21 protein-coding genes are annotated in these 19,598 nt (G+C 57.7%); all 21 read left to right on the top strand.

Annotated elements, in window-relative coordinates:
- The first annotated feature begins 10 nt into the window (after positions 1-10).
- The 21 genes from CGICJO_RS10995 (at position 11) to CGICJO_RS10895 (ending at position 19,597) form a co-directional block, all read left to right on the top strand.
- Complete coding sequence (locus CGICJO_RS10995; protein ID WP_486498917.1) at positions 11-4,210, top strand: SpaA isopeptide-forming pilin-related protein; 4,200 nt, start codon at positions 11-13, stop codon at positions 4,208-4,210.
- Positions 4,207-4,977: a class B sortase gene (locus CGICJO_RS10990; protein ID WP_486498916.1), complete on the top strand. Its 771-nt coding sequence runs from the start codon at positions 4,207-4,209 to the stop codon at positions 4,975-4,977. Before CGICJO_RS10995 ends, CGICJO_RS10990 begins: the two co-directional genes overlap by 4 nt.
- Before the next feature lie 173 nt (positions 4,978-5,150).
- Positions 5,151-5,396, top strand: a complete 246-nt coding sequence (locus tag CGICJO_RS10985; protein ID WP_486498915.1) for a hypothetical protein — start codon at positions 5,151-5,153, stop codon at positions 5,394-5,396.
- Between the two features lie 4 nt (positions 5,397-5,400).
- Positions 5,401-6,561: a methionine adenosyltransferase gene (gene metK, locus CGICJO_RS10980; RefSeq protein WP_486498914.1), complete on the top strand. Its 1,161-nt coding sequence runs from the start codon at positions 5,401-5,403 to the stop codon at positions 6,559-6,561.
- A 21-nt stretch (positions 6,562-6,582) separates the two neighbouring features.
- Positions 6,583-7,548 carry a DUF3991 domain-containing protein gene (locus CGICJO_RS10975; RefSeq protein WP_486498913.1) on the top strand — a complete coding sequence of 322 codons (966 nt, stop codon included), beginning with the start codon at positions 6,583-6,585 and terminating at the stop codon, positions 7,546-7,548.
- Positions 7,549-7,650: 102 nt separating this feature from the next.
- Entirely contained in the window at positions 7,651-8,316 is a 666-nt protein-coding gene (locus tag CGICJO_RS10970; RefSeq protein ID WP_486498912.1) for a hypothetical protein, read from the top strand.
- The gene (locus CGICJO_RS10965) at positions 8,313-8,948 is read left to right on the top strand and encodes a hypothetical protein (protein ID WP_486498911.1); all 636 of its coding nucleotides are present in this window, start codon (positions 8,313-8,315) and stop codon (positions 8,946-8,948) included. Before CGICJO_RS10970 ends, CGICJO_RS10965 begins: the two co-directional genes overlap by 4 nt.
- A gap of 16 nt (positions 8,949-8,964) precedes the next feature.
- Entirely contained in the window at positions 8,965-9,774 is an 810-nt protein-coding gene (locus CGICJO_RS10960) for a DNA-methyltransferase (RefSeq protein WP_486498910.1), read from the top strand.
- Between the two features lie 104 nt (positions 9,775-9,878).
- Complete coding sequence (locus CGICJO_RS10955; protein WP_486498909.1) at positions 9,879-10,217, top strand: DUF7768 domain-containing protein; 339 nt, start codon at positions 9,879-9,881, stop codon at positions 10,215-10,217.
- A gap of 141 nt (positions 10,218-10,358) precedes the next feature.
- A complete protein-coding gene (locus tag CGICJO_RS10950; protein WP_486498908.1) occupies positions 10,359-11,159 on the top strand; it encodes a DUF6329 domain-containing protein in 801 nt (266 codons plus the stop codon).
- A gap of 10 nt (positions 11,160-11,169) precedes the next feature.
- Positions 11,170-11,478: a plasmid mobilization protein gene (locus CGICJO_RS10945; RefSeq protein ID WP_342681016.1), complete on the top strand. Its 309-nt coding sequence runs from the start codon at positions 11,170-11,172 to the stop codon at positions 11,476-11,478.
- Positions 11,479-12,807, top strand: a complete 1,329-nt coding sequence (locus tag CGICJO_RS10940; protein ID WP_486498907.1) for a relaxase/mobilization nuclease domain-containing protein — start codon at positions 11,479-11,481, stop codon at positions 12,805-12,807.
- A 4-nt stretch (positions 12,808-12,811) separates the two neighbouring features.
- A complete protein-coding gene (locus CGICJO_RS10935; RefSeq protein WP_486498906.1) occupies positions 12,812-13,081 on the top strand; it encodes a DUF4314 domain-containing protein in 270 nt (89 codons plus the stop codon).
- A gap of 61 nt (positions 13,082-13,142) precedes the next feature.
- A complete protein-coding gene (locus CGICJO_RS10930; RefSeq protein ID WP_486498905.1) occupies positions 13,143-13,913 on the top strand; it encodes a PcfB family protein in 771 nt (256 codons plus the stop codon).
- Between the two features lie 21 nt (positions 13,914-13,934).
- Complete coding sequence (locus CGICJO_RS10925) at positions 13,935-14,876, top strand: ArdC-like ssDNA-binding domain-containing protein (RefSeq protein ID WP_486498904.1); 942 nt, start codon at positions 13,935-13,937, stop codon at positions 14,874-14,876.
- 106 nt (positions 14,877-14,982) lie between these two features.
- Positions 14,983-15,285 carry a hypothetical protein gene (locus CGICJO_RS10920; RefSeq protein ID WP_486498903.1) on the top strand — a complete coding sequence of 101 codons (303 nt, stop codon included), beginning with the start codon at positions 14,983-14,985 and terminating at the stop codon, positions 15,283-15,285.
- A 37-nt stretch (positions 15,286-15,322) separates the two neighbouring features.
- Positions 15,323-17,140 carry a VirD4-like conjugal transfer protein, CD1115 family gene (locus tag CGICJO_RS10915; RefSeq protein WP_486498902.1) on the top strand — a complete coding sequence of 606 codons (1,818 nt, stop codon included), beginning with the start codon at positions 15,323-15,325 and terminating at the stop codon, positions 17,138-17,140.
- A gap of 21 nt (positions 17,141-17,161) precedes the next feature.
- Complete coding sequence (locus CGICJO_RS10910) at positions 17,162-17,545, top strand: glutamyl-tRNA amidotransferase (protein ID WP_486498901.1); 384 nt, start codon at positions 17,162-17,164, stop codon at positions 17,543-17,545.
- 82 nt (positions 17,546-17,627) lie between these two features.
- A complete protein-coding gene (locus CGICJO_RS10905; RefSeq protein ID WP_342681110.1) occupies positions 17,628-18,449 on the top strand; it encodes a VirB6/TrbL-like conjugal transfer protein, CD1112 family in 822 nt (273 codons plus the stop codon).
- A gap of 20 nt (positions 18,450-18,469) precedes the next feature.
- Positions 18,470-18,874, top strand: coding sequence for a PrgI family protein (locus CGICJO_RS10900; protein ID WP_486500027.1), 405 nt, complete (start codon positions 18,470-18,472; stop codon positions 18,872-18,874).
- Positions 18,875-18,877: 3 nt separating this feature from the next.
- Positions 18,878-19,597 carry a hypothetical protein gene (locus tag CGICJO_RS10895; protein WP_486498900.1) on the top strand — a complete coding sequence of 240 codons (720 nt, stop codon included), beginning with the start codon at positions 18,878-18,880 and terminating at the stop codon, positions 19,595-19,597.
- Position 19,598: the final 1 nt, after the last annotated feature.

Genomic DNA, 19,598 nt, shown 5'->3' with positions numbered 1-19,598 from the left:
GGAGACTGTTATGAAAAATCTTAAAAGAGTGCTGTCCCTGATGATGGCGGTGCTGCTCTGCTTTGGGCTCTTCCCTGGCAGCGCCCTTGCCGCCGAGAATGATTATGACGGGTACCTCGCCATGATCGAATACAAAGACCGCCGTTATTCTCTCAGCGAAAACCTCCCTGCGCCTTTTGGCGGGCGTACAACCGAGGAATTCTTCGAGCTGCGGATCAATGATTTACGCACATACCGCACCGCCTACTGCATCCAGATGGGTGTACGGGCCAACAGCGGCATCGGCTACGAGGCATCGGATGATTACGCCTCTTTCACAGAAGAACAAAAGGCGCTGATCAACACTACCCTCACCCTGGGCTACAACATGGAAACCGGCACAAAGTACGGGGGCAGCGCCATCGATGAGTACATCGCCACCCAAATCCTCATCTGGCTCATTGCCCACAACCAGCTCGGCACAGGGTATGAGAGCCAGATCGTGGACGAGATCACCGCCAACAGCCCCGCAGCGAAGCCCATCTTCTATACCCTGCGGGAAAACGTGATGAACTACCGTACGATCCCGTCCTTTACCACAGATGACCCCAGCGCGGTTGGGGCCTATACCCATGCCCTGCAGTACAATGAGAGCACTGGGAAAAATGAAACGACGCTGGTGGATGAGAACAATGTGCTGGGTGATTTCACCTTCAGCTGCGCCGGCGTGGATTTTTCCGTGGACGGGAACCAGCTGCACGTTTCCACCAGTGAAACGGATTTCGGGACCATTACCGCTGAAAAGAGCCTGCCCTCTTCCATCCCCGGTGTGATAACCGGCGGCACGAAATACTGGCTGCGGGATACCTATCAAAATGTTGTCACCTTTGATGTAGAGGGCGAGGCCCAGCCGGTGAAGTGCTACTTCTCCCTCGAAATCAGATCCGGTACCCTGCAGATCGTGAAAACCTCCGAGGATGGCGAGGTTTCCGGCATCCCCTTCCACATCTCCGGCAACGGGGTGGAACGGGATGTGGTGACAGGCCCGGATGGGACCATTGGGGTGGACAATCTCCAGGCCGGCACTTACACCATCACTGAGCAGTCACCGAACCGATACGTCCAGCCCGCTTCCCAGCAGGTGACCATTTACCCCGGCCAGACCGCCAGCGTCAGCTTTTCCAATGTGCTGAAGAAGTTCACCGTCACCATGGAAAAGGTGGATTCCGTCACCGGGGAAGCCCAGGGCGACGCCTCCCTGGATGGCGCGGTGTACGGAATGTTCAAAGGTGAAACCCTGCTGGACACCTACACCACTTCGGGCGGGGGAAAGTTCATCACCAAGGAGTACCCCTGCGGCCCGGATTACTCCATCCGAGAGGTCTCGCCCAGCGAGGGGTACCTGCTGGATGAAACCGTCTATCCTGTGGGCGCAGAGCCGGGGAACTTCACGCTGGAACACAACAGCGTCCCCATGACCGCAACGGAGGATGTGGTGCTCGGCTCCATTGCCATCACCAAGCACACCGACCAGCCCGCCATTCCAGAGCAGGACGCTCCTGCGCCTGAAACGGAGCCTCCCACCGAGGAAGAAGCTGCCGTTACGGAAGAACAGCAGACCGAAAGCGCAGAGGAAGATCCCGCTTCCAGCACACCTGAAAATGGCGCTGTTCCTGAAAATAGCTTCGAGCCTTCCAGCCAGCCGGAAGAAAATGAAGCTGCCGACGAAGGCCAGGCCGGGGAAGGCAGCACCGCCCCGGAAAACGACGCTGTGCAGGAACCAGCTGACGTTGACCAGCCTGATGCAGCCGATGCGGAAGCAGAAGCTGTGCCGCTGGCCGTTACCAGCAATGAGGTGCAGATCGAGCAGCCGGAGGCCGGGGCTGAATTTCAGGTCTACCTGGCCAGCGCCGGCAGTTACGAGAACGCCAAAGAGTCTGAACGGGATATCCTGCTGACGGATTCCTATGGTTTTGCCCAATCGAAGGACCTCCCTTACGGCCTGTATGTGGTGCATCAAACCGCTGGCGCCGAGGGGCAAAAATTCGTCCCGGATTTCTCCGTGTTCATTTCCGAGCATGGCAAAACCTATTATTTCATCCTGAACAATCCCACCTTTACCTCCCTCATCCGCTTTGAAAAAAGGGACGCCGAATCCGGCGAGATCATCCCGCTGGCCGGCACCTCCGTGAAGATCCGCAATGCGGATACCGGCGAATGGGTGGTGCAGCACATCAACTATCCCAGCCCCATGGACATCGACACCTTCGTGACGGATTCCACAGGGACCCTCATGCTGCCGGAGGCCCTGAGCTTTGGAAATTATGAGTTGTATGAGCAGCAGAGTCCCTGGGGTTACGTTCTGGATGATGAGCCTGTACCCTTTGTGGTGGATGGCACCCAGGACGTTGTCACCGTGACCAAGTACAACACGGTGCAGAAAGGTACCATCACCGTCCACAAGGAGGGCGAGGTGTTCAGCCATGTGACAGAAGCCGGTGGCCTCTACCAGCCGCAGTACGAGGTGCAGGGCCAGCCGGGCGCTGTTTACGACATCACCGCTCTGGAGGATATCGTCACCCCGGATGGCGTCGTTCACGCAAAGGCGGGAGAACTGGTGGCTGCCCTGACCACAGGGAGCGATGGGACTGCCACATCGGAGCCCTTGTACCTGGGCCGCTACCAAGTTTCTGAACGGACAGCGCCCGCAGGCATGGTGCTGGATTCCGAACCGAAGGAAGTCACCCTCGCCTACGCTGGCCAGGAGGTGTCCGTCACCACCGCCGATGTGGGCTTCGTCAATGAACGGCAGAAGGTGGAGATCAGCCTTAAAAAGCTGCTGGAGCAGGATGAGACCTTCTCCATCGGGATGAATGGGGAATGGGAAAACATCACCTTCGGCCTGTTCGCCGCAGAGGAAATCGTCGCCGCCGATGGCAGTTCCATCCCCGCCGATGGCCTCATCGAGACCACCGGCATCGATGAAAATGGGAACGCCGCCTTCAAAACCGACCTCCCCTGCGGGGCCTCGCTGTATGTAAAGGAGATCGGTACGGATGAGCACTACCTGTTGAGCGACGAGAAATACCCTGTGGTGTTTGAGTACGCCGGGCAGGACGTCGCCACCGTGCAGCTGGAGGTCAATGACGGAGAAGCCATCGAAAACACGCTGAAGTATGGCAAGGTATCCGGCTGGAAGGTGGATCAGGACGGATTCGAGTTGGGCGGCGCCGTGATCGGCCTGTTCCGCTTTGACGAAACCGAGTTCACAGAAGAAACCGCCCTCATGGTCACCGAGAGCAATCCCATCGGGTACTTTGAATTTGACCGGGTACCCATTGGCAATTGGGTCATTCGTGAGATCGCAGCGCCGGAAGCCTTCGTACTGAGCGAGGAAACCTTCCCTGTGGAGATTACCGAAGATGGGAAGACCATTGAGATCACCATGGAAAACCAAATCATCCGGGGTACTGTGGAAACCACCAAGGTAGACGCCGACTTCCCGGAGAACAAGCTGTCGGGGGCCATCTTCGAGGTGTACGCCGATGTGGATCACAACGGGGAGTTCGACCCTGACATCGACAAGCTGGTGGGTGAAATGGCTGAGTCCGAGGGCGGCATCTATCAGCTGAAGGACTTGCAGTACGGGGATTACTTCCTGCACGAGAAGGAAGCCCCTGAATTTTTCCAGCGTGACGAGGGGTACTATCCCTTCTCCATCACGGAAAACGGCGCCATCGTGCGGGTGGAAACCGAAGCTGGCGTGGGCTTCCTCAACCATGCACAGACCGGCTCCCTGAAGGTGGTCAAGACAGCCGATGACGACCAAATCGAAGGCCACGCCTTCAAGATTACCGGCACCGACTTCATGGGCAACGCCTATGAGCAGGAGTTCCAGACCGATGAGAACGGTGAGATCAACGTCACCCTCCGGGTGGGCGAGTACACCGTTTCCGAGGTGGCCGGTGAGGATGCCGAACAGTATATCCTGCCGGATGACCAGACCGTGGAGATCCTGGCTGGCGAAACCGTCACCGTGGCGATGCACAACAAGCTGGTGCCGGAAATTCCCACCGTTCCTCAGACTGGGGACAGCCCCTGGATGCCCGCAGCTTTGATTGGCCTTTCCGCACTGGCGCTGCTGGCAGGCGGCGGGCTCCTCGCCATGCACCTTGTGGGCAAAAAGAAGAGATCCGCAGGCGGCCATGACAGGGGCCAGGGTATCCGATGAAAACCTTCCTGAAAGGTTTCTGCATCGGCCTGCTGTGCCTGAGCCTGTTGGGGCTTGCGTGGTTTTTGGTGCTCCAGCCGGGGCTGACCAATGGGGAAGCGCAGGCCCTAAAAGAGGAATACATAGTACAGCCCCTCCCCGGAGCCGAAAGCTCCGGGGAGGAACCGGCTGGGAATGAACAAACCGTGCAGGAGCAGAAGCCGGAAGCCATTGTAGACCTCCCGGCCCTGCAAGCGGAATACCCGGATATCAAGGGGTGGATCACCATTCCCGGAACCTGCGTAGACTACCCTGTTCTGCAAAGCGGCGTCGATGATCCCGAATACTACTTGCGGCGCACCTATAAAGGGGAATGGCGCACAGCCGGAAGCATTTTCTTTCAGTGGGACTGCACCCCGGAAAGCCGGAACACCGTGGTCTACGGACACAACATGAACGACGGGACCATGTTCGCTGTGCTGCAGAAGATGGCCGATGCAGCGTTCCGGGAAGAACATTCCGAAATCCTCCTGCAGACGGAAACCGGGCTGCGGGAGTACACCATTGTGGCTGTGCTGAAAACGGATATCCAAAAACTCTCCTTTAACCGCACCGTATTCGCGGACGATGAAGATTTCCTCTCCTTTCAGAAGGAGCTGCTTGCACAGCCGCTGTATCACGACCCAGCATTTATCCCCGGCGCAGGCCACCGCCTGCTGACTCTTGTTACCTGTTCCTATGAATGGGATAACGCCCGCACGGTGGTCGTCGCCGTACAAGTGAGGTGAGAATGAACCTATGGAACCGAAAGCAATTATAGTCATTGTCCTGTGCGCTGTCATTTTAGGCGGCCTTGTTTTCCTGCACATTCGCAACCGCAGGAAAAAGTAGCAGAGATTTTATTGGGTGGGGCGCTGAAAAGCGCCCCGCTTTTTGTATTTGAATGCACTGGAGGGATTGATTGAAGAAACTTGGACTTTTAGACCGGCTGGCAGAGCAGCACCGCACCTTCATCTCCAACCTGCGCCTGCAGCCCACCCTCAAATGGGAGGCCCTTGGAGACTTGTACCAGCTGGAGAACAAAGAGCAGTACCCGCTGAGGGAATGGGAAGAAGCTGTGTCCTACCTGCTGGGCTGCGAGGTGCGGTTTGCCAATTATGAGGACATCGGGAAAAGCCTCAAGCCCTTTTCCCTGAAAGTGAGGTGACGCCATGAATCAATTTTACACCGCCGAATCCGTCACGGAAGGCCATCCGGATAAGCTGTGCGACCTCATAGCCGACAGTGTTCTGGATGACTGCCTTTCCCATGACGCTCTCTCCCGTGTGGCCTGCGAAGTGCTGGCCACCAAGGGGCAGGTCATCGTAGCTGGTGAGATCACCAGCCTGCATGAACCCCAAATCCCGGCCATTGTCCGTTCTGTGCTGCGGAAGGTGGGCTACGACCCCACCCGGTACGCCGTCCAATGCCTCATCCATAAGCAAAGCCCGGATATCGCCGCAGGGGTGGATTGTTCGTTAGAGCAGCGAAGGGGATCTCTCCAAGATCCTGTCCTCCGCTTGGGCGCCGGTGACCAGGGGGTCATGGTTGGGTACGCCTGTTCGGAAACCCCGCAGATGATGCCACTTCCCGTTGTACTGGCCCACCGGCTGGCCGGCTGTCTCACCACAGCCCGGAAATCCGGCATGGTGCGGGGCCTGCGCCCGGATGGAAAAGCCCAGGTCACCGTGGAGTACGACGAGGATGGACGCCCCCTGCGGCTGGACACGGTTGTCCTCTCCGCTCAGCACAGCCCGGAGAAGCCCGCCGATGAACTGTTTTGGGAACTCACCGACAAGGTGCTGGCCCCGGCGCTGCAGGCGCTTCCCCCGGACGAGGATACTAAAATCCTGCTAAACCCCTCCGGGCGGTTTGTGCTTGGCGGCCCGGAGGCCGACACCGGCCTCACCGGAAGAAAACTCATGGTGGACAGCTATGGTGTGTTCGCACCCCATGGGGGCGGCGCCTTTTCCGGGAAGGACCCAACCAAGGTGGATCGTTCCGGGGCATATATGGCCCGCTACATCGCCAAAAACCTCGTGGCCGCCGGGCTGTGCAGCCGGTGCCAGGTGACGCTGGCCTATGCCATCGGAAAAGCCGAGCCGGTGATGGTGGAGGTGGATACCTTCGGCACCGGCGCCATCTGCGCCGACGATTGCCTGGCGGATGCGGTGCGCCTTGTGTTCGGGCTGACCCCTTCGGAGATCATCGCCCAGCTGGACCTGTTGACGCCCCGCTATACCCAAACCGCAGCCTACGGGCATTTTGGCAAGCCGGAACTCCCCTGGGAGCGCACCGACCAGGCCAAGATCCTCCGGGCAGCGGTAATCTAACACAAAGGAAGGAGCATTCCCATGCCCGGAGTGAGCAAAGAGCAGATCGCCGCCGCCAAGCAAATGACCGCCATCGAATTCCTGCGCCGGTTTCGCCCCAATGAACTGGTCAGAAGCGGCAGCCGTGGTGAGTTCCAACTGAGGGAGCACGACAGCTTCAAAATCAATGGGGAGTCCTCCATCTGGCATTGGAAAAGCCGGGATATCGGAGGGAAATCCGCCCTGGATTATCTCATCAAAGTGGAAGGGATGAAGTTTGTAGATGCGGTGCTGGCCTTGTGCGACGAATGCCCCAGCTACATCCCGCCTCCGCCTCAACCAAAAAAGAGGCCGGAGTTCATCCTTCCACCGGCAGCCGTGAACAACCGCAGGGTGTTCGCCTATCTGCTGAAGCGGGGGATCAGCCGTGGGGTCATCGAAGCCTGCATCCGGGCAGGGATCCTCTATGAAAGCGCAGACTACCACAACGCTGTTTTCGTCGGCAGGGATGAAACCGGCACTGCCCGGTATGCCTTCCTGCGCGGCACCTACACACTGGGAGAACCCTTCAAGGCAGAGGTGCCGGGCAGCGATAAGCGGTTTTGCTTCCTGCTGCCGCCGAAGGGAAAAACCAACCGGGTGGCTGTGTACGAAGCCGCCATTGAACCCATGGCTCATCTGACGCTGGAAGGGACCACAGACAAGTGGCGGCTGTCTCTCGGCGGCATCTACGCGCCGGAAGAAGGACATCGACAGGAACGGGAGGCCAAGAGCCCCCTTGCGCTGGACGCTTTTTTGGAGCGCCACCCGGAGATCGAGGAAATCGAGATCTGCACCAACAACGATTTTGCCGGGCGCTGGGCCGCAGCCCACATCGAGAGAGGCTATCAGGGCCGGTACCGCATGGTGAAGAACCTGCCCCGGCGAGAGGGCTGCGACTATGGCGATCTGGCAAAAGAAAACTATGAACGGCGAACCGCCCGGAGCCTTTCGGACGGTTCCCGATAGAAAGAAGGTCATGCAATCGACAAGAAGGAAATCACACTGAAACTTTACTCCCCACTGAAAGGGGATTTCTTTCCCCAGGAGGTCTACGACGATATCGATTGGATGGATCGAGTGGGGCCGGACGAGTTCTCTGGCTTTGAACTGGCGGACTATGAGGAATCCATCCGATCCGCAGTAAAAGACTCTTTTAGGGGAACGGGCGGGGATCTCATGCCCTACTTTTCAGAGAAGCGAAACCCCGGCGTCAAGGCAAAGGTGCTCAGCGCCATCCCCTCGGTGGAACTCCGGGACGGGGAACTGATGGGCTGCACCACGGTTCGGCTGAAGGAGCCTCTGAACGATGTGGAAATGAAAGCTCTCCAGGAGTATCTGCGGGGCCAGTTTTCCGATGGCTGGGGCGAGGGCTTCGAGCAGTGGGAAATCTATACGGAGGATGGTACGCTCTACGTCCATTTTTGGAATGAGGACTCCTTCTCCTTCGAAGCCGTGTCGGTGCAGGTCACAGAACCGGCAAAAGAGCCGTCTGTTCCCAAACGGCCCAAAATGAAGCTGGCCGGCATGGACGGAAACATCTTCTTTATCCTCGGCAAGGCTTCCCAGCTTCTCAAGAGAAGCGGACAGCCGGAACAGGCCAAGGAGATGGCGGACCGTGTCTACAGATCCGGCGACTACGGAAAAGCCCTGTCTATCATCAGCGAGTATGTGGAAACCGAGCTGTCGGTAAAACCGCCTGCGAGATCCAGGAAGGAACGGGGTGACGCCAGATGAATGAGAAAAAGTATGAAATCACCAACATAGCCCATCCGCAATATCCATGGCTACACCGCATCCGGGCACTGCGGGATGTGCGGGAGGACGTCCATGCCGGTGCCCTGGGCGGCTTTGTCCAATCGGAGGAAAATCTGAGTCAGGAGGGCCAGTGCTGGATTGCGGGAAACGCTGTCGCAGCGGAGGAAGCCTATGTGTACGGAAACGCCATCCTGTGGGATCAGGCCTGCGCCCGTGGCTGTGCGGCCATCTCCGGCCCAAGCAGGATCGGTGGAAACGCCATCATAGAGGATTACGCCATCATCACTGCTGGGTACGTTCACGGCAATGTCCATATTTCCGGCAACGCCAAGCTCTTTGCCAATTCCGTGACCGGCGGCATCCCCATCGTTATGGAGGGGGCGACTGTCTACGGTGAACTTGGTGGGGAAATCGAAGTGCGTGAAACCGCTGTGATTTTGCCTGGGGTCACCATAGACAATCCCACCAGTGACGTGATCCACATTGGGCCGGACGATATCGCCATCGAGCGCAGGTTCAAGCGTGAATCGCCCATTCTTACCCCGCCGCCCGGTTTCCAGCCCAAGCAGCATACCACCGTCAAGAAGCGCCATCGGAGTGAGGAACGATAAAAACAAAACAGGAAGGATGATGCCTCTGAATCAAAAGAACGAACTTGCTCAAGTTGTAGAAGAATCCACTTTGCCCATCGAGCACAACGGCGGGGATGGCTGGACCATTCTGCATGGGGACACCCTGCAGATCATCCGTGCCTTCAAGCCCCAGGTGTTTGATGCCCTTATCACCGATCCGCCCTACGCTTCGGGCGGCTGGAAACCTGCGGAGAAGAACCGCACGACCACACAGAAGTACAGCAGCATGGACCCCAAGAACGCCCCGCCCGACTTCGACGGGGACAATCGGGATCAGAGAAGCTGGACCCGCTGGATGGCTGAGTGGCTGTACGATGCCCGTAAAGCCTGCAAGCCGGGTGCGCCCGTCTGCCTGTTCATCGATTGGAGGCAGTACCCCTCCATCACTGACGCTTTGCAATGGGCCGGATGGATCTGGCGGGGCTGCGTGGTATGGGATAAGATGACCAGCCGCCCGCAAAAAGGGCGTTTCCGCCAGCAGAGCGAATATGTGGTGTGGGGCTCCAACGGCCCCATGCCGGTGAGCCGCCCGGTGGGATGCCTGCCGGGGGTGTTCCGTTACGCCAATCCGCAAAACCGCACCCATGTCACCGAGAAGCCCCTGCAGCTCATGCGGGACCTTGTGAAAATCTGTGTGCCGGGAGGAAGGATCCTCGACCCCTTCTGCGGGGCCGGAACCACCGTGCTGGCAGCCAGGCTGGAGGGGTACGAGGCCGTGGGCATTGAGGTGACCGATGCCTACTACAAGCTGGGCTCGGACCGGGTGCGTTTTGCGCTTGAGGCCAAGTCGGAAACCGCTGAATAATCTCCATGGCTATCCATGTGGATAGCCGCCAACAACCCCAAACCCAGGCAGGCTATCCACATGGATAGCCTGCCTGATTACCTACAAAGAAAGGAAACATCGCCATGGAAAAAGCCTTTGCCTACATCTGCGCAGCTGCGGATACGGCGCCCCGCCTTTTGAAGCGGTACTGCCGGAAAGTGTATGAGCTCGGATACGTCCCCATCTGCCCTAAACTAAACGATGGGCAGTACCTTGCGCTGGACAACGCCGATGAAAAGAGGGATTTTCACAATATTGCCCGCCAGAAGCTGGGCCGGTGCCGGATGCTGGTGGTATGCGGCAAGGAGATCAGCAACTCCATGTCCGCAGAAATCGGGATGGCCGAAAAGAGGAACATCATCTGCACCACACTGGATGGTCTGGCCAGAATCAAAGAAGCTGGCGAGGACAACGTCATCTGACCTGCGGCGCAGGTCGCTTCTTTCCCAGCCGGTGACTGGTTTTGCAAGCATAGCCTTTGGATATCCAAAGGCATTCTTGGGGAGCACCCCAAACCCCCGGCTGCCTGCCATCGGCTGATTTTGTGAAATACGAGGTGAAAAATGAGCCAAAAGCAGTACGCCGCATTTGCGGCAAATATAAAATCATGGGATGCCCTGCGCCAAAAGAAAACAAACTTTGTTCCGGGCGTTCTCAGGGTTGAGAAGGTCATCCTTCTGAGTAAATCGGATTTTGACAAACTCTCGGAGGATATCTCCCCGGATTATCCTTTCCTGCAAGACAACCGGCACCTCCTCAGCGCCGACCCGGGCGGGTTGTTCCGCTGCCTGATGGTACGAGCAGAAGGACAAGCAGAGCATCTGCTCATCTCACAGCGAAGAAATACCCTGTACCTGGGCTATGGGAAGGACTACCGCAAGGTGGACTTAAAAGAGGTTCCGATTGAACGCATCGTTTTAGAAGATCCGAAGGTGTACCAGGAACGGGCTGCGTTCCATCATCGGCCCCGCCGCATGGAGGATATCGTGGGAGAGCATCCCGGAACCTCCACTCCAGAGCGTCAAACGGGGTTTCGGGTGGAGCAGATCGTCGTTCTCTCCGACGAGCAGTACCGTCAGTTCCAGGAGAGCGGCCTTGTGGAAGATCAGATTTTCCTGTTCGACTACAACGACAAGATGTGGTTTGACCCCGGCGACCTGTGCTGGCACTGTGTGCTCGTCAAGGGTGAAACCAGCAGGGATGGCATCCTTGTGGAAGCGGAGGGGTATTCCTATGCCCGGTACGCCGCCTTTGCCCCGGATTGCAGCAGACTGCGGCTGCGGGATGCCCATGTCCACTATGAATACCCAGCAAAAGCGCCGGAGCAAGTGAAAACCCGAAAAAGGAATGAGCCGGAACGCTAAAGGAGTCCATATGAGAAAACGAAACCATATCATTCCCCTCCATCTGAACAAAAAGGAACTGGCCCATCTGGAGGCCCAGGTGAAACTCAGCGGCCTTGCCCGTGAGGAATTTCTCCGTTCCCTCATCATGGGAGCGCAGCTGCAGGCGAGGCCCTGCACCCACCATGCCGACCTGCTTCATAAGGTGGCTGGGCTTTGCAACAACGCCAACCAGCTTGCCAAGGTCGCAAACACCTATGGCGAGGCCAGCCGGCAGAGCGTGGAGGAAATGACCAGCATCGCCCGTGCGGTCTGGAAGGAAGTGAAGGAGAACTGGTAAATGGCGTACACCAGCATTATCCCCGTGCACCGCCTGGACAACAGTGTGGACTATGTCCTGGATGAGAAAAAAGCCTCCCGTTCCCAAAACGCAGACTCCCTGCAGGCGGCGGTGGACTATGCCCTCAATAAGGATAAAACCGAGCAGGACCTGTTCTGCTCGGCCATTGGCTGTACGCTGGATTCCGCCTTTGAGGATATGCGCCAGATCAAGAGGATGTGGCACAAGGAAAAAGGGGTGCAGGGATTCCACCTGGTGCAGAGTTTCGCCGCCGGGGAGGTAACGCCGGAATTGGCACATCAAATCGGTCAGGAACTTGCGGACCGTCTGCTGGGCGGCAGATTTCAAGTGGTCATCAGCACCCATTTGAACACCGGGCATATCCACAACCATTTGGTTTGGAATTCCGTTTCCATCCAAACAGGTAAGAAGTACCGGAGCAATGAAAAAAGCTATGTCACCGGGGTGCGCCGGATCTCCGATGAACTGTGCCGGAAATACCATCTCTCGGTCATCGACACCGAGAAATCGGAACGGGTGACCCGCCCCTATGCCCAATGGCTGGCCGAGCAAGAGGGAAAGCCCACTTGGAAAACCGTCATCCAGCAGGATGTAGACGCCGCCATAGCTGCCTCTCTCACTTGGAAGCAGTTCCTGCGGGTGCTGGAACAGCAGGGGTACACCTTCCGCTTTGACCGCAAGTACATGACGTTGAAACCGCCGGGCAAGGATCGGCCTGTCCGGTTTAAGACCCTGGGCAAAAACTACACGCCCGAAGCCATTCAGCGCCGTATCCTGTACCCCAGGCGCTCCGCACCGGCTGGGAAAAGAACACCACCCGCCCATGGGCTGCTTCTCCTCCTTGGGGAAACGCAGCCCCGCAAGCTCACCGGCCTGCGGGCGCTCTATTATTCCTATTTATATCAGGTGGGAGTGCTTCGCAAGAAACCGCCCTACCCAAGCTATGCCGTGCGGGAGGATATTCGCAAGCTGGACCAGCGGATCGAGCAGGCTGAGTTCATCTTTCAGCATCATGTGGAGGACCGCGGCCAGCTGGCCAGCCTCCGGCAGCAGGCGGAGGATGAAATCGTCGTGCTGTTAAAGCAGCGCCAGAAGCTCTACCGCTACGAGCCGGACTCCCCCCAGATCAGCGCCCTCACCGAGAAACTTCGGCAGCTTCGCCACACCGCCAAGCTGTGCCGGAACATTGAAACCCACTCTGTGGAGATGGAGCAGCGCCTGCTGGCGGCCCAAGAGGAAGATCGCCAGCGTCAGGAACGGGAAGAAAAACAGCAAGAACGTAAAAGTAAAGACGGACCCAGGAGGTGATTGATTGAACAGAATCCCCAGCAGAGAACAGGTGGAACGCCTCCGGCAGCGATATCCCGCCGGAACCCGAATCGTCCTGCATTCCATGGATGATGCCCAGGCCCCGCCGCCTGGTACCATGGGTACGGTTGTCTATGTAGATGATATGGGACAACTCGAAGTTGAATGGGACAACGGTTCCGCCCTGTCTCTTATCCCCGGTGAAGATTCCTTTTCCAAAGTTTCTGCGCCGGAAAAGGGAAAACAGAAACGCTCCCGTGATTTGGAGCGGTGAAAGCGAGGTGATTTGACTGAACTACGGAAGCGACCCCGCCGACCAAATTGTCCGATTTACCTTGGAAGGCACAGAGGTAGCCCTCAAGCTGTCGGGGTTGGCGGCAAAGAATTTCGCGCTGTTCGTCTATGCGGTATTAAAGGATCAGAAGAAAACCCGTGGAAAGACACGGCTGGTACGGATGCTGCGGGAACAGCGCCCCTTCAAATTCTTTAAGGTGCCGGTAAGTTATATGAAGGAATTTGCCAGGGAAGCCAAGGAGCACGGGCTCCTATACGTCCCCATTCGGAACCGGCAGAAGTCTGACCGCATCGAGGTAGTCGTGTTTGCTGATGACGCCTCCAAGATCCAGCGCATCTATGACAACCTCGGCCTGGATTACGTTGCGGCCCAGGCTGGTGACGCCACTGTGGAGAAAGCGCCTGTGCAGGAGAAACAGCCTCCCGCCGCCGCTGCCCCCAGCAGGACGGAAACCGTCCAGACGGAGCATGGTGCGGTGGAATTTGAGGTTGGCGGTTTCGAGGATGAGATTGAACTCTCCTCCGTACCAGATCAGGAGGAAGGGGCAAATTTTACTCTTGGCCGGGAGAAGGATCCTGTGCAGGGGGAGGCGGCAAAGAGTCCGTCAGAGAATTCCTCGCCCGACAGAAGTTCTTCGCCCGGTCCAACCGGCAGTGAGCCGGCGCCTGAGCAAAAGCCCTCCGTGAGAAAACAGCTGCAGGAGATCCGGCAGGAGCAGGCCCAGAAGAAGGAGGAACGGGCCAGACAGCCCCAGCGTGAGCACGCTGCGCCCAGCCGCAGCAGGAAAAAGAAAAAGCAGAAAGGAAGGTAATGCGGTATCGATTTAAGTACATTGATTGGCAAGCAGCAGGAACAGCAGCCTCAGCAGGAGACGCCCCGCCTTTCCAAAGAGGAATACGCCGCCATGCGAAAGGCGGAACGGGAAGAACTTCAGGCACGGGTGGACGCCCAGACCCAGGAGGTGTTCCGGGATGATGCCTCCATGAAGGGATTTCTCAATTTCATGGCACAGTGCACCCCACAGAGCACCCGGAACCTTCTCATCCTCTATGAGCAGGATCCCACCATCACACATCCCCGCACATTCGACAAGTGGAAAGAGGCCGGGCGTTCTCTGCGAAGCGGTGTGACGGGGTATGCGTTCTACGCCGACCAGGAGTATGAACGGGAGGATGGCACCAAGGGCAGCGGTTTCACCATCACCAAAGCCTTCGACATCTCTCAGACCAGGGGGCAGCAGCCCCTGCCCTCCCAGCAGCGGCTGCCGGAGGAGATCATCGCCGCCCTGGTGGAGCAAAGCCCTGTTCCACTGGCCATTTCCGATCAGCTGCCCCAGGGGGTGCAGGCGCAGTATGTCCCCAAGCAGCGCACCATCTATGTGAGAAACGGAATGGACGAAACCGCTACGATCTGCGCCATCGCCCGTGAGCAGGCCCATGCCGGTTTTGACACCGTAGGCAGCGGCTACTACCGGCAGGCGTATGCGCCCCAGGCCTATTGTGCGGCCTATGTGGTGGCACAGAAACTGGGGCTGGACACCTCTGCTTTCCACTTTGATAAGGTGTGCCAGACCTGCGCCGGGATGGAAGTCCAGGAGAAGAAGGGGTTCATCAGCGACGTCAAGCGGGCGGCCTATGCTATCAACCGGGATATGCAGCGGAGTTTTCGGGAGATGGAGCAGACCATCCAGCCGGATGAATTCTCCGTAGAGTCTCCCAAGCCCGCCAAAGCGCCCAAAGCCAAAGAGGACAAGGAAAAGGAAGCGGCCAGATAACGGCTCCCGCCGAGAGTTTTCCGTTTGTTTTCTTCTGTGCGGTAGCTTTCTACAAGGCGTTGTGATATGGTGATGATGAAAAACAGCAGGAAAGGCAGGGGTACCTATGGAAAAGCAAAGGATGCTCAAGATGAGCCAGCTGGAACAGGATATGCTGGTCAAGGCCCTTTGCGATACGCAGAGTGATGTGCAGCCTGAACAGGCCGAGGAAATGCGTTCCCTTGCTGCGAAAACTGTCCGTGCTCCCCGCCGCAGGCTGTACCTGAGCGATGAGGAATTCGGGCGGGCGGTACAGGCCCTAAACCGGAAGCGCAACGCCTATCTGTCGGCAGGACGGAGTAGCGTCGGGTTTGACCGCATTCTCCTCAAGCTGTTGAACAGCAAGTACCGGCATAAGCCGGTCAGATAAATCCATTCACTTCCCCCGAAGCCTGTGGGCTCTCCCCATGGGCTTCGGGGGGCTTTTTTTATTTTCTGCAAAAAGGAGGGTTATTTTTGATTCGATAGCTGTACGGAAAAATCCATGGTGGGTGTGGCTGCTGCCGCTGCCCATCGTTTGGTGGGCTGCCCTTTTGGTGGCCGGAAGCTGGAGCGCCGGGATGAACCTCGTGGATCTGCTGGGGAAACTCTCCGCAGCCATGAACAGTCCCTTTGCCATCCACTGGACAGAGTATTCCGCCCGGTGCCTGCTGTTCTTTACCATGGGGTATGGGATCGTGGCGCTGACGGTGGCCTCCAGCCGGAAGAACCGCCGCCGTGGTGTAGAACACGGCTCCGCCCAATGGGGCGATGTGTTTCAGATCGCCAAGCGGTACCGGGATAAGAAGCACCCGAAGGAAAACCTCATCCTGACCCAGCACTTTCAGATGGGACTGGACGGTCATAAACACAAGCGCAATACCAATGTGCTGGTGATTGGGGGCAGCGGCGCCGGCAAGAGCCGCTCCTACGCCATTCCCAACACCCTGAACTGTGGGAACTGCTCCATGGTGATTTGCAATCCGAAATCCGAGATCGTGCGGAAAACCGGAGGGGCTCTGAAAGACAATGGCTATGAGGTGCGGGTGTTCGACCTGCTCAGCCCCGACACCTCCTTCTGCTACAACCCCTTGGCCTATGTGCGGGATGACAAAGACGTGCTTCGCCTCATCGAAACACTCATCCAGAGCACCACCCCGCCGGGAGCACAGAGCAGCGACCCGTTCTGGACCAAATCAGAAACGGCGCTGCTCCAGGCCCTCGTCCTCTATCTCATGCATGAAGCCCCAAAAGAAGAACAGAACTTCGCCATGGTGATGGAGATGCTGGCCGCCGCCGAGGTGCGGGAGGAAGATGAGGAATACGAGTCGCCCTTGGACATCCTGTTCGCCCGTCTGGAGATGCGGAACCCGGAGAGCATTGCCGTGAAGCAGTACCATGTGTTCAAGATGGGGGCCGGAAAAACTCTAAAATCCATTTTGATTAGTGTTGGCGTTCGGTTGTCAGCGTTCAACCTGCCGCAGATCGCCCGGCTCACCTATACCGATGACCTCCATCTGGAGGAAATGGGCGAAAAGAAGGTGGCCCTCTTCTGCTGTATCCCGGACAGCGACAAGAGTCTCAACTACCTTGTGGGCATGATTTACGGCCAGCTCATCCAGACCCTGTACTATGTGGCGGACCGGAAATACAAGGGCCGCCTGCCGGTGCCAGTGCATCTCCTCATCGATGAGGCCCCCAACATCGCCCTGCCTACGGACAACTTCCTGCCCTGGCTTTCCACCATGCGGAGCCGGAACATTTTCTGTTCCTACATCGCTCAGAACATGGCCCAGCTCAAGGCGCTGTTCAAGGAGCAGTGGGAGTCCCTGGTGGGCCTATGCGATGAGTTTTTATATCTCGGCGGCAACGAGAAGGAAACCCACAAATACGTTTCCGAGCTCATGGGCAAGGAAACGCTGGATACCAACACCTATGGCCGCAGCCGTGGGCGAAGCGGCAGCTTCAGCGTCAACGACCAGCAGACGGGCCGGGAACTGCTCACCCCCGACGAGGTGCGGATGCTGGACAACCGCAAGGCGATTTTGTTCGTCCGTGGGGAGCGCCCCATGCTGGACGATAAGTACGACCTGATGCGCCACCCCAATATCCGGCTTACTGAAGATGGGGGCGCTGCGCCCTACGACTATACCCAGGCGAAAGATGCCGCAAACGATTTGGACTATTCTCCGGAGCAGTACGAGGATTTCGAACTGCTGGATCCGGAGGATTTTTTGAAGCCTTAAACTACACAATGAATTGGAGGAATGCTTCTGAAGAATATTCTGCATCATTGGATTTCCAAGAAAAATCATAGCAAGAAGAACGACAGGCTCCAGGGCGCTCTGCCTCTTGGCAGGAAGGGCCGCTGCGGGTTTTCCGTCTATGCCGCCACCGTGCTGTGTGTCGGCTGCCTGTCTACCACTGCTTTCGCCGCCAGCGATCCGCTGACGGTAGTGAACAATCTCTCCACCTTCATCTTTTCCCTGATCCGCGCCATCGGCCTGATTCTGCTGGGCTGGGGCGTGGTGCAGGTGGGCCTCTCCTTTCAGAGCCATGACCCTTCCCAGCGTTCCCAGGGCTTTCTCACTCTGGCGGGCGGCCTGGTCGTGACCTTTGCCAAGGAGATCCTCGACCTTATCACGGCCTGAGTTTCTGTGTTCCGGCAGCGGGGGCGTCCGCAGGGGCGCTCCCGCCTATTTTTTCTAAAGGAGGTGACCAGCCGGAAACTGGATCATAGATAACCTAAACTCGGCGCTGGAAACATGGAACGACAAGCTGGCCGAAATCTGGACCTTGCTCACCCAGGACCCCGCCACCTTCAAAGGCGGTGGGATTTGGGGCGTCATGCTCAACATCAACGATGCGCTGAAAGCCATTGGCCTTGGCTTGCTGGTGCTGTTCTTTGCAGTTGGCGTAGTCAAGACCTGTTCGAGCGTGGCCGATCTAAAGCGCCCGGAACACGCCCTCAAGCTGTTTGTACGCTTCGCCCTGGCAAAGGCGGCGGTGACCTATGGCCTGGACCTGATGCTGGCGGTGTTCCGCATTGTCCAGGGCATGGTCTCCACCATTATCACCCAATCGGGCCTGTCAGGGAGCACCGGCACGACCCTGCCCCAAGAGATTATCGACAAGATCAACGATGTGGGGTTTTGGGACTCCATCCCCCTGTGGGCGGTGACCCTCTTAGGCGGCCTGTTCATCACCGTTTTGTCGTTCATCATGATTCTGACGGTGTATAGCCGGATGTTCAAATTATATATGTACACCGCCATCGCCCCGGTTCCGCTCTCCAGCTTTGCGGGGGAACCCACCAGCAATGTGGGGAAAAACTTCCTTCGTTCCTACGCCGGAGTGTGTTTGGAAGGGGCCATCATCGCATTGGCCTGCATCATTTTCTCCGTCATGGCAACCTCCCCGCCTGCGGTGGATCCCAACGTCTCGGCGGTGACTGCCGTGTGGAGTTATGTGGGCGAGCTCATTTTCAATCTGCTTGTCCTCGTAGGCGCCGTGCGGATGAGTGACCGCATCGTCAAAGAAATCTTGGGCCTGTGAGCCGGAAGGAGTGAAGCAATATAGAAGTAAAAGTGCCAAAGGAAATACGGGATTACCAGGAGTCCATCTTTTTCGGCCTCTCCACCAGGCAGTTTCTCTGCTCCCTTCTGGCGGTGGGCGTAGCGGTGGGCATCTACTTCGGCCTGCGCCCCTTTGTGGGGAGCGAGGAAGTGGGCTGGATGTGCATCCTTGGGGCGGCGCCCTTTGCCGCCTGCGGCTTTTTCAAGTACCATGGCATGACTGCGGAAAAGCTGTCCTGGGCCTGGTTTAAGTCGGAATTTCTGTACCCGAAGAAGCTGGTGTTTCAATCCGACAGCCTCTACTACGAGGCGATGGAGGAAGCCATTGCGGAGGGGGAAAAGCCTCCCCGCAAGCGCAAAAACCGCAGGCCCCAGCCACCAGCTGGGAAAGAACAGGGGGAATAAGGCATGGAGATGAACATCCACTCCATCCTCCCGGAGGAAATCGCCGCTATGGGCGGGCATAGCAACCGTGTGCTGAATGACAAAACCGGCTGCATCGGCTATCTGACAGCCAACCTCAATGCCAGCGCCCCGGTGTTTGAAAGCTCCTGGCATGACCGCACGCCCCGGCTCAACACCCCTGAATTCACCGACGATTTCAACGATATGATGGATGCCCTGCGCCAAGGGATCCTGAAAAGCCCCGCTGAACTGCGCGCTTATTGTGCCGCTCACCCAGACAGCCTTCTGCAAGACAACCCAAGTGCCGATACACGGCATGGGTTTCGCATCAATACCGGAAGGTACTCCTACTGGATGGTCTGCTCGTTTCTCTCCACAGACTGCCGCTTGTGGGTAAATGCCTTTTCGTTCCTGGCGCTGGATCGCTACATGAGGGAGGCCCGAAACGGCATCCCCATTCTGGACTTGCAGGGCCATGAGCGGTTCCGAATGCCGGATGGAGGAAAACTGAAAGCCGTGTCTCCCAACGGGCGTTCCAGCTTCTGGACCATCCGTTATTTAGACACGGAACAGGCGGTTCTGTTCGATGAACTGCGCCAAAGCTCCATCCACGCTGTTCAGGAGTTGCCGGAATGGGCGGCAAAGAACGGGCTTCATCTGCTGCCGCTGGATCCGCCCATGCGGGCCAGCCACAAGCCGCACCGTAAAGGGCAGGAGCGGTGAT

This window comes from Candidatus Limousia pullorum (genome assembly GCF_057405065.1).
The sequence above is the reverse complement of the archived record's forward strand: the minus strand, read 5'-3'. Positions and strand labels throughout refer to the sequence as shown.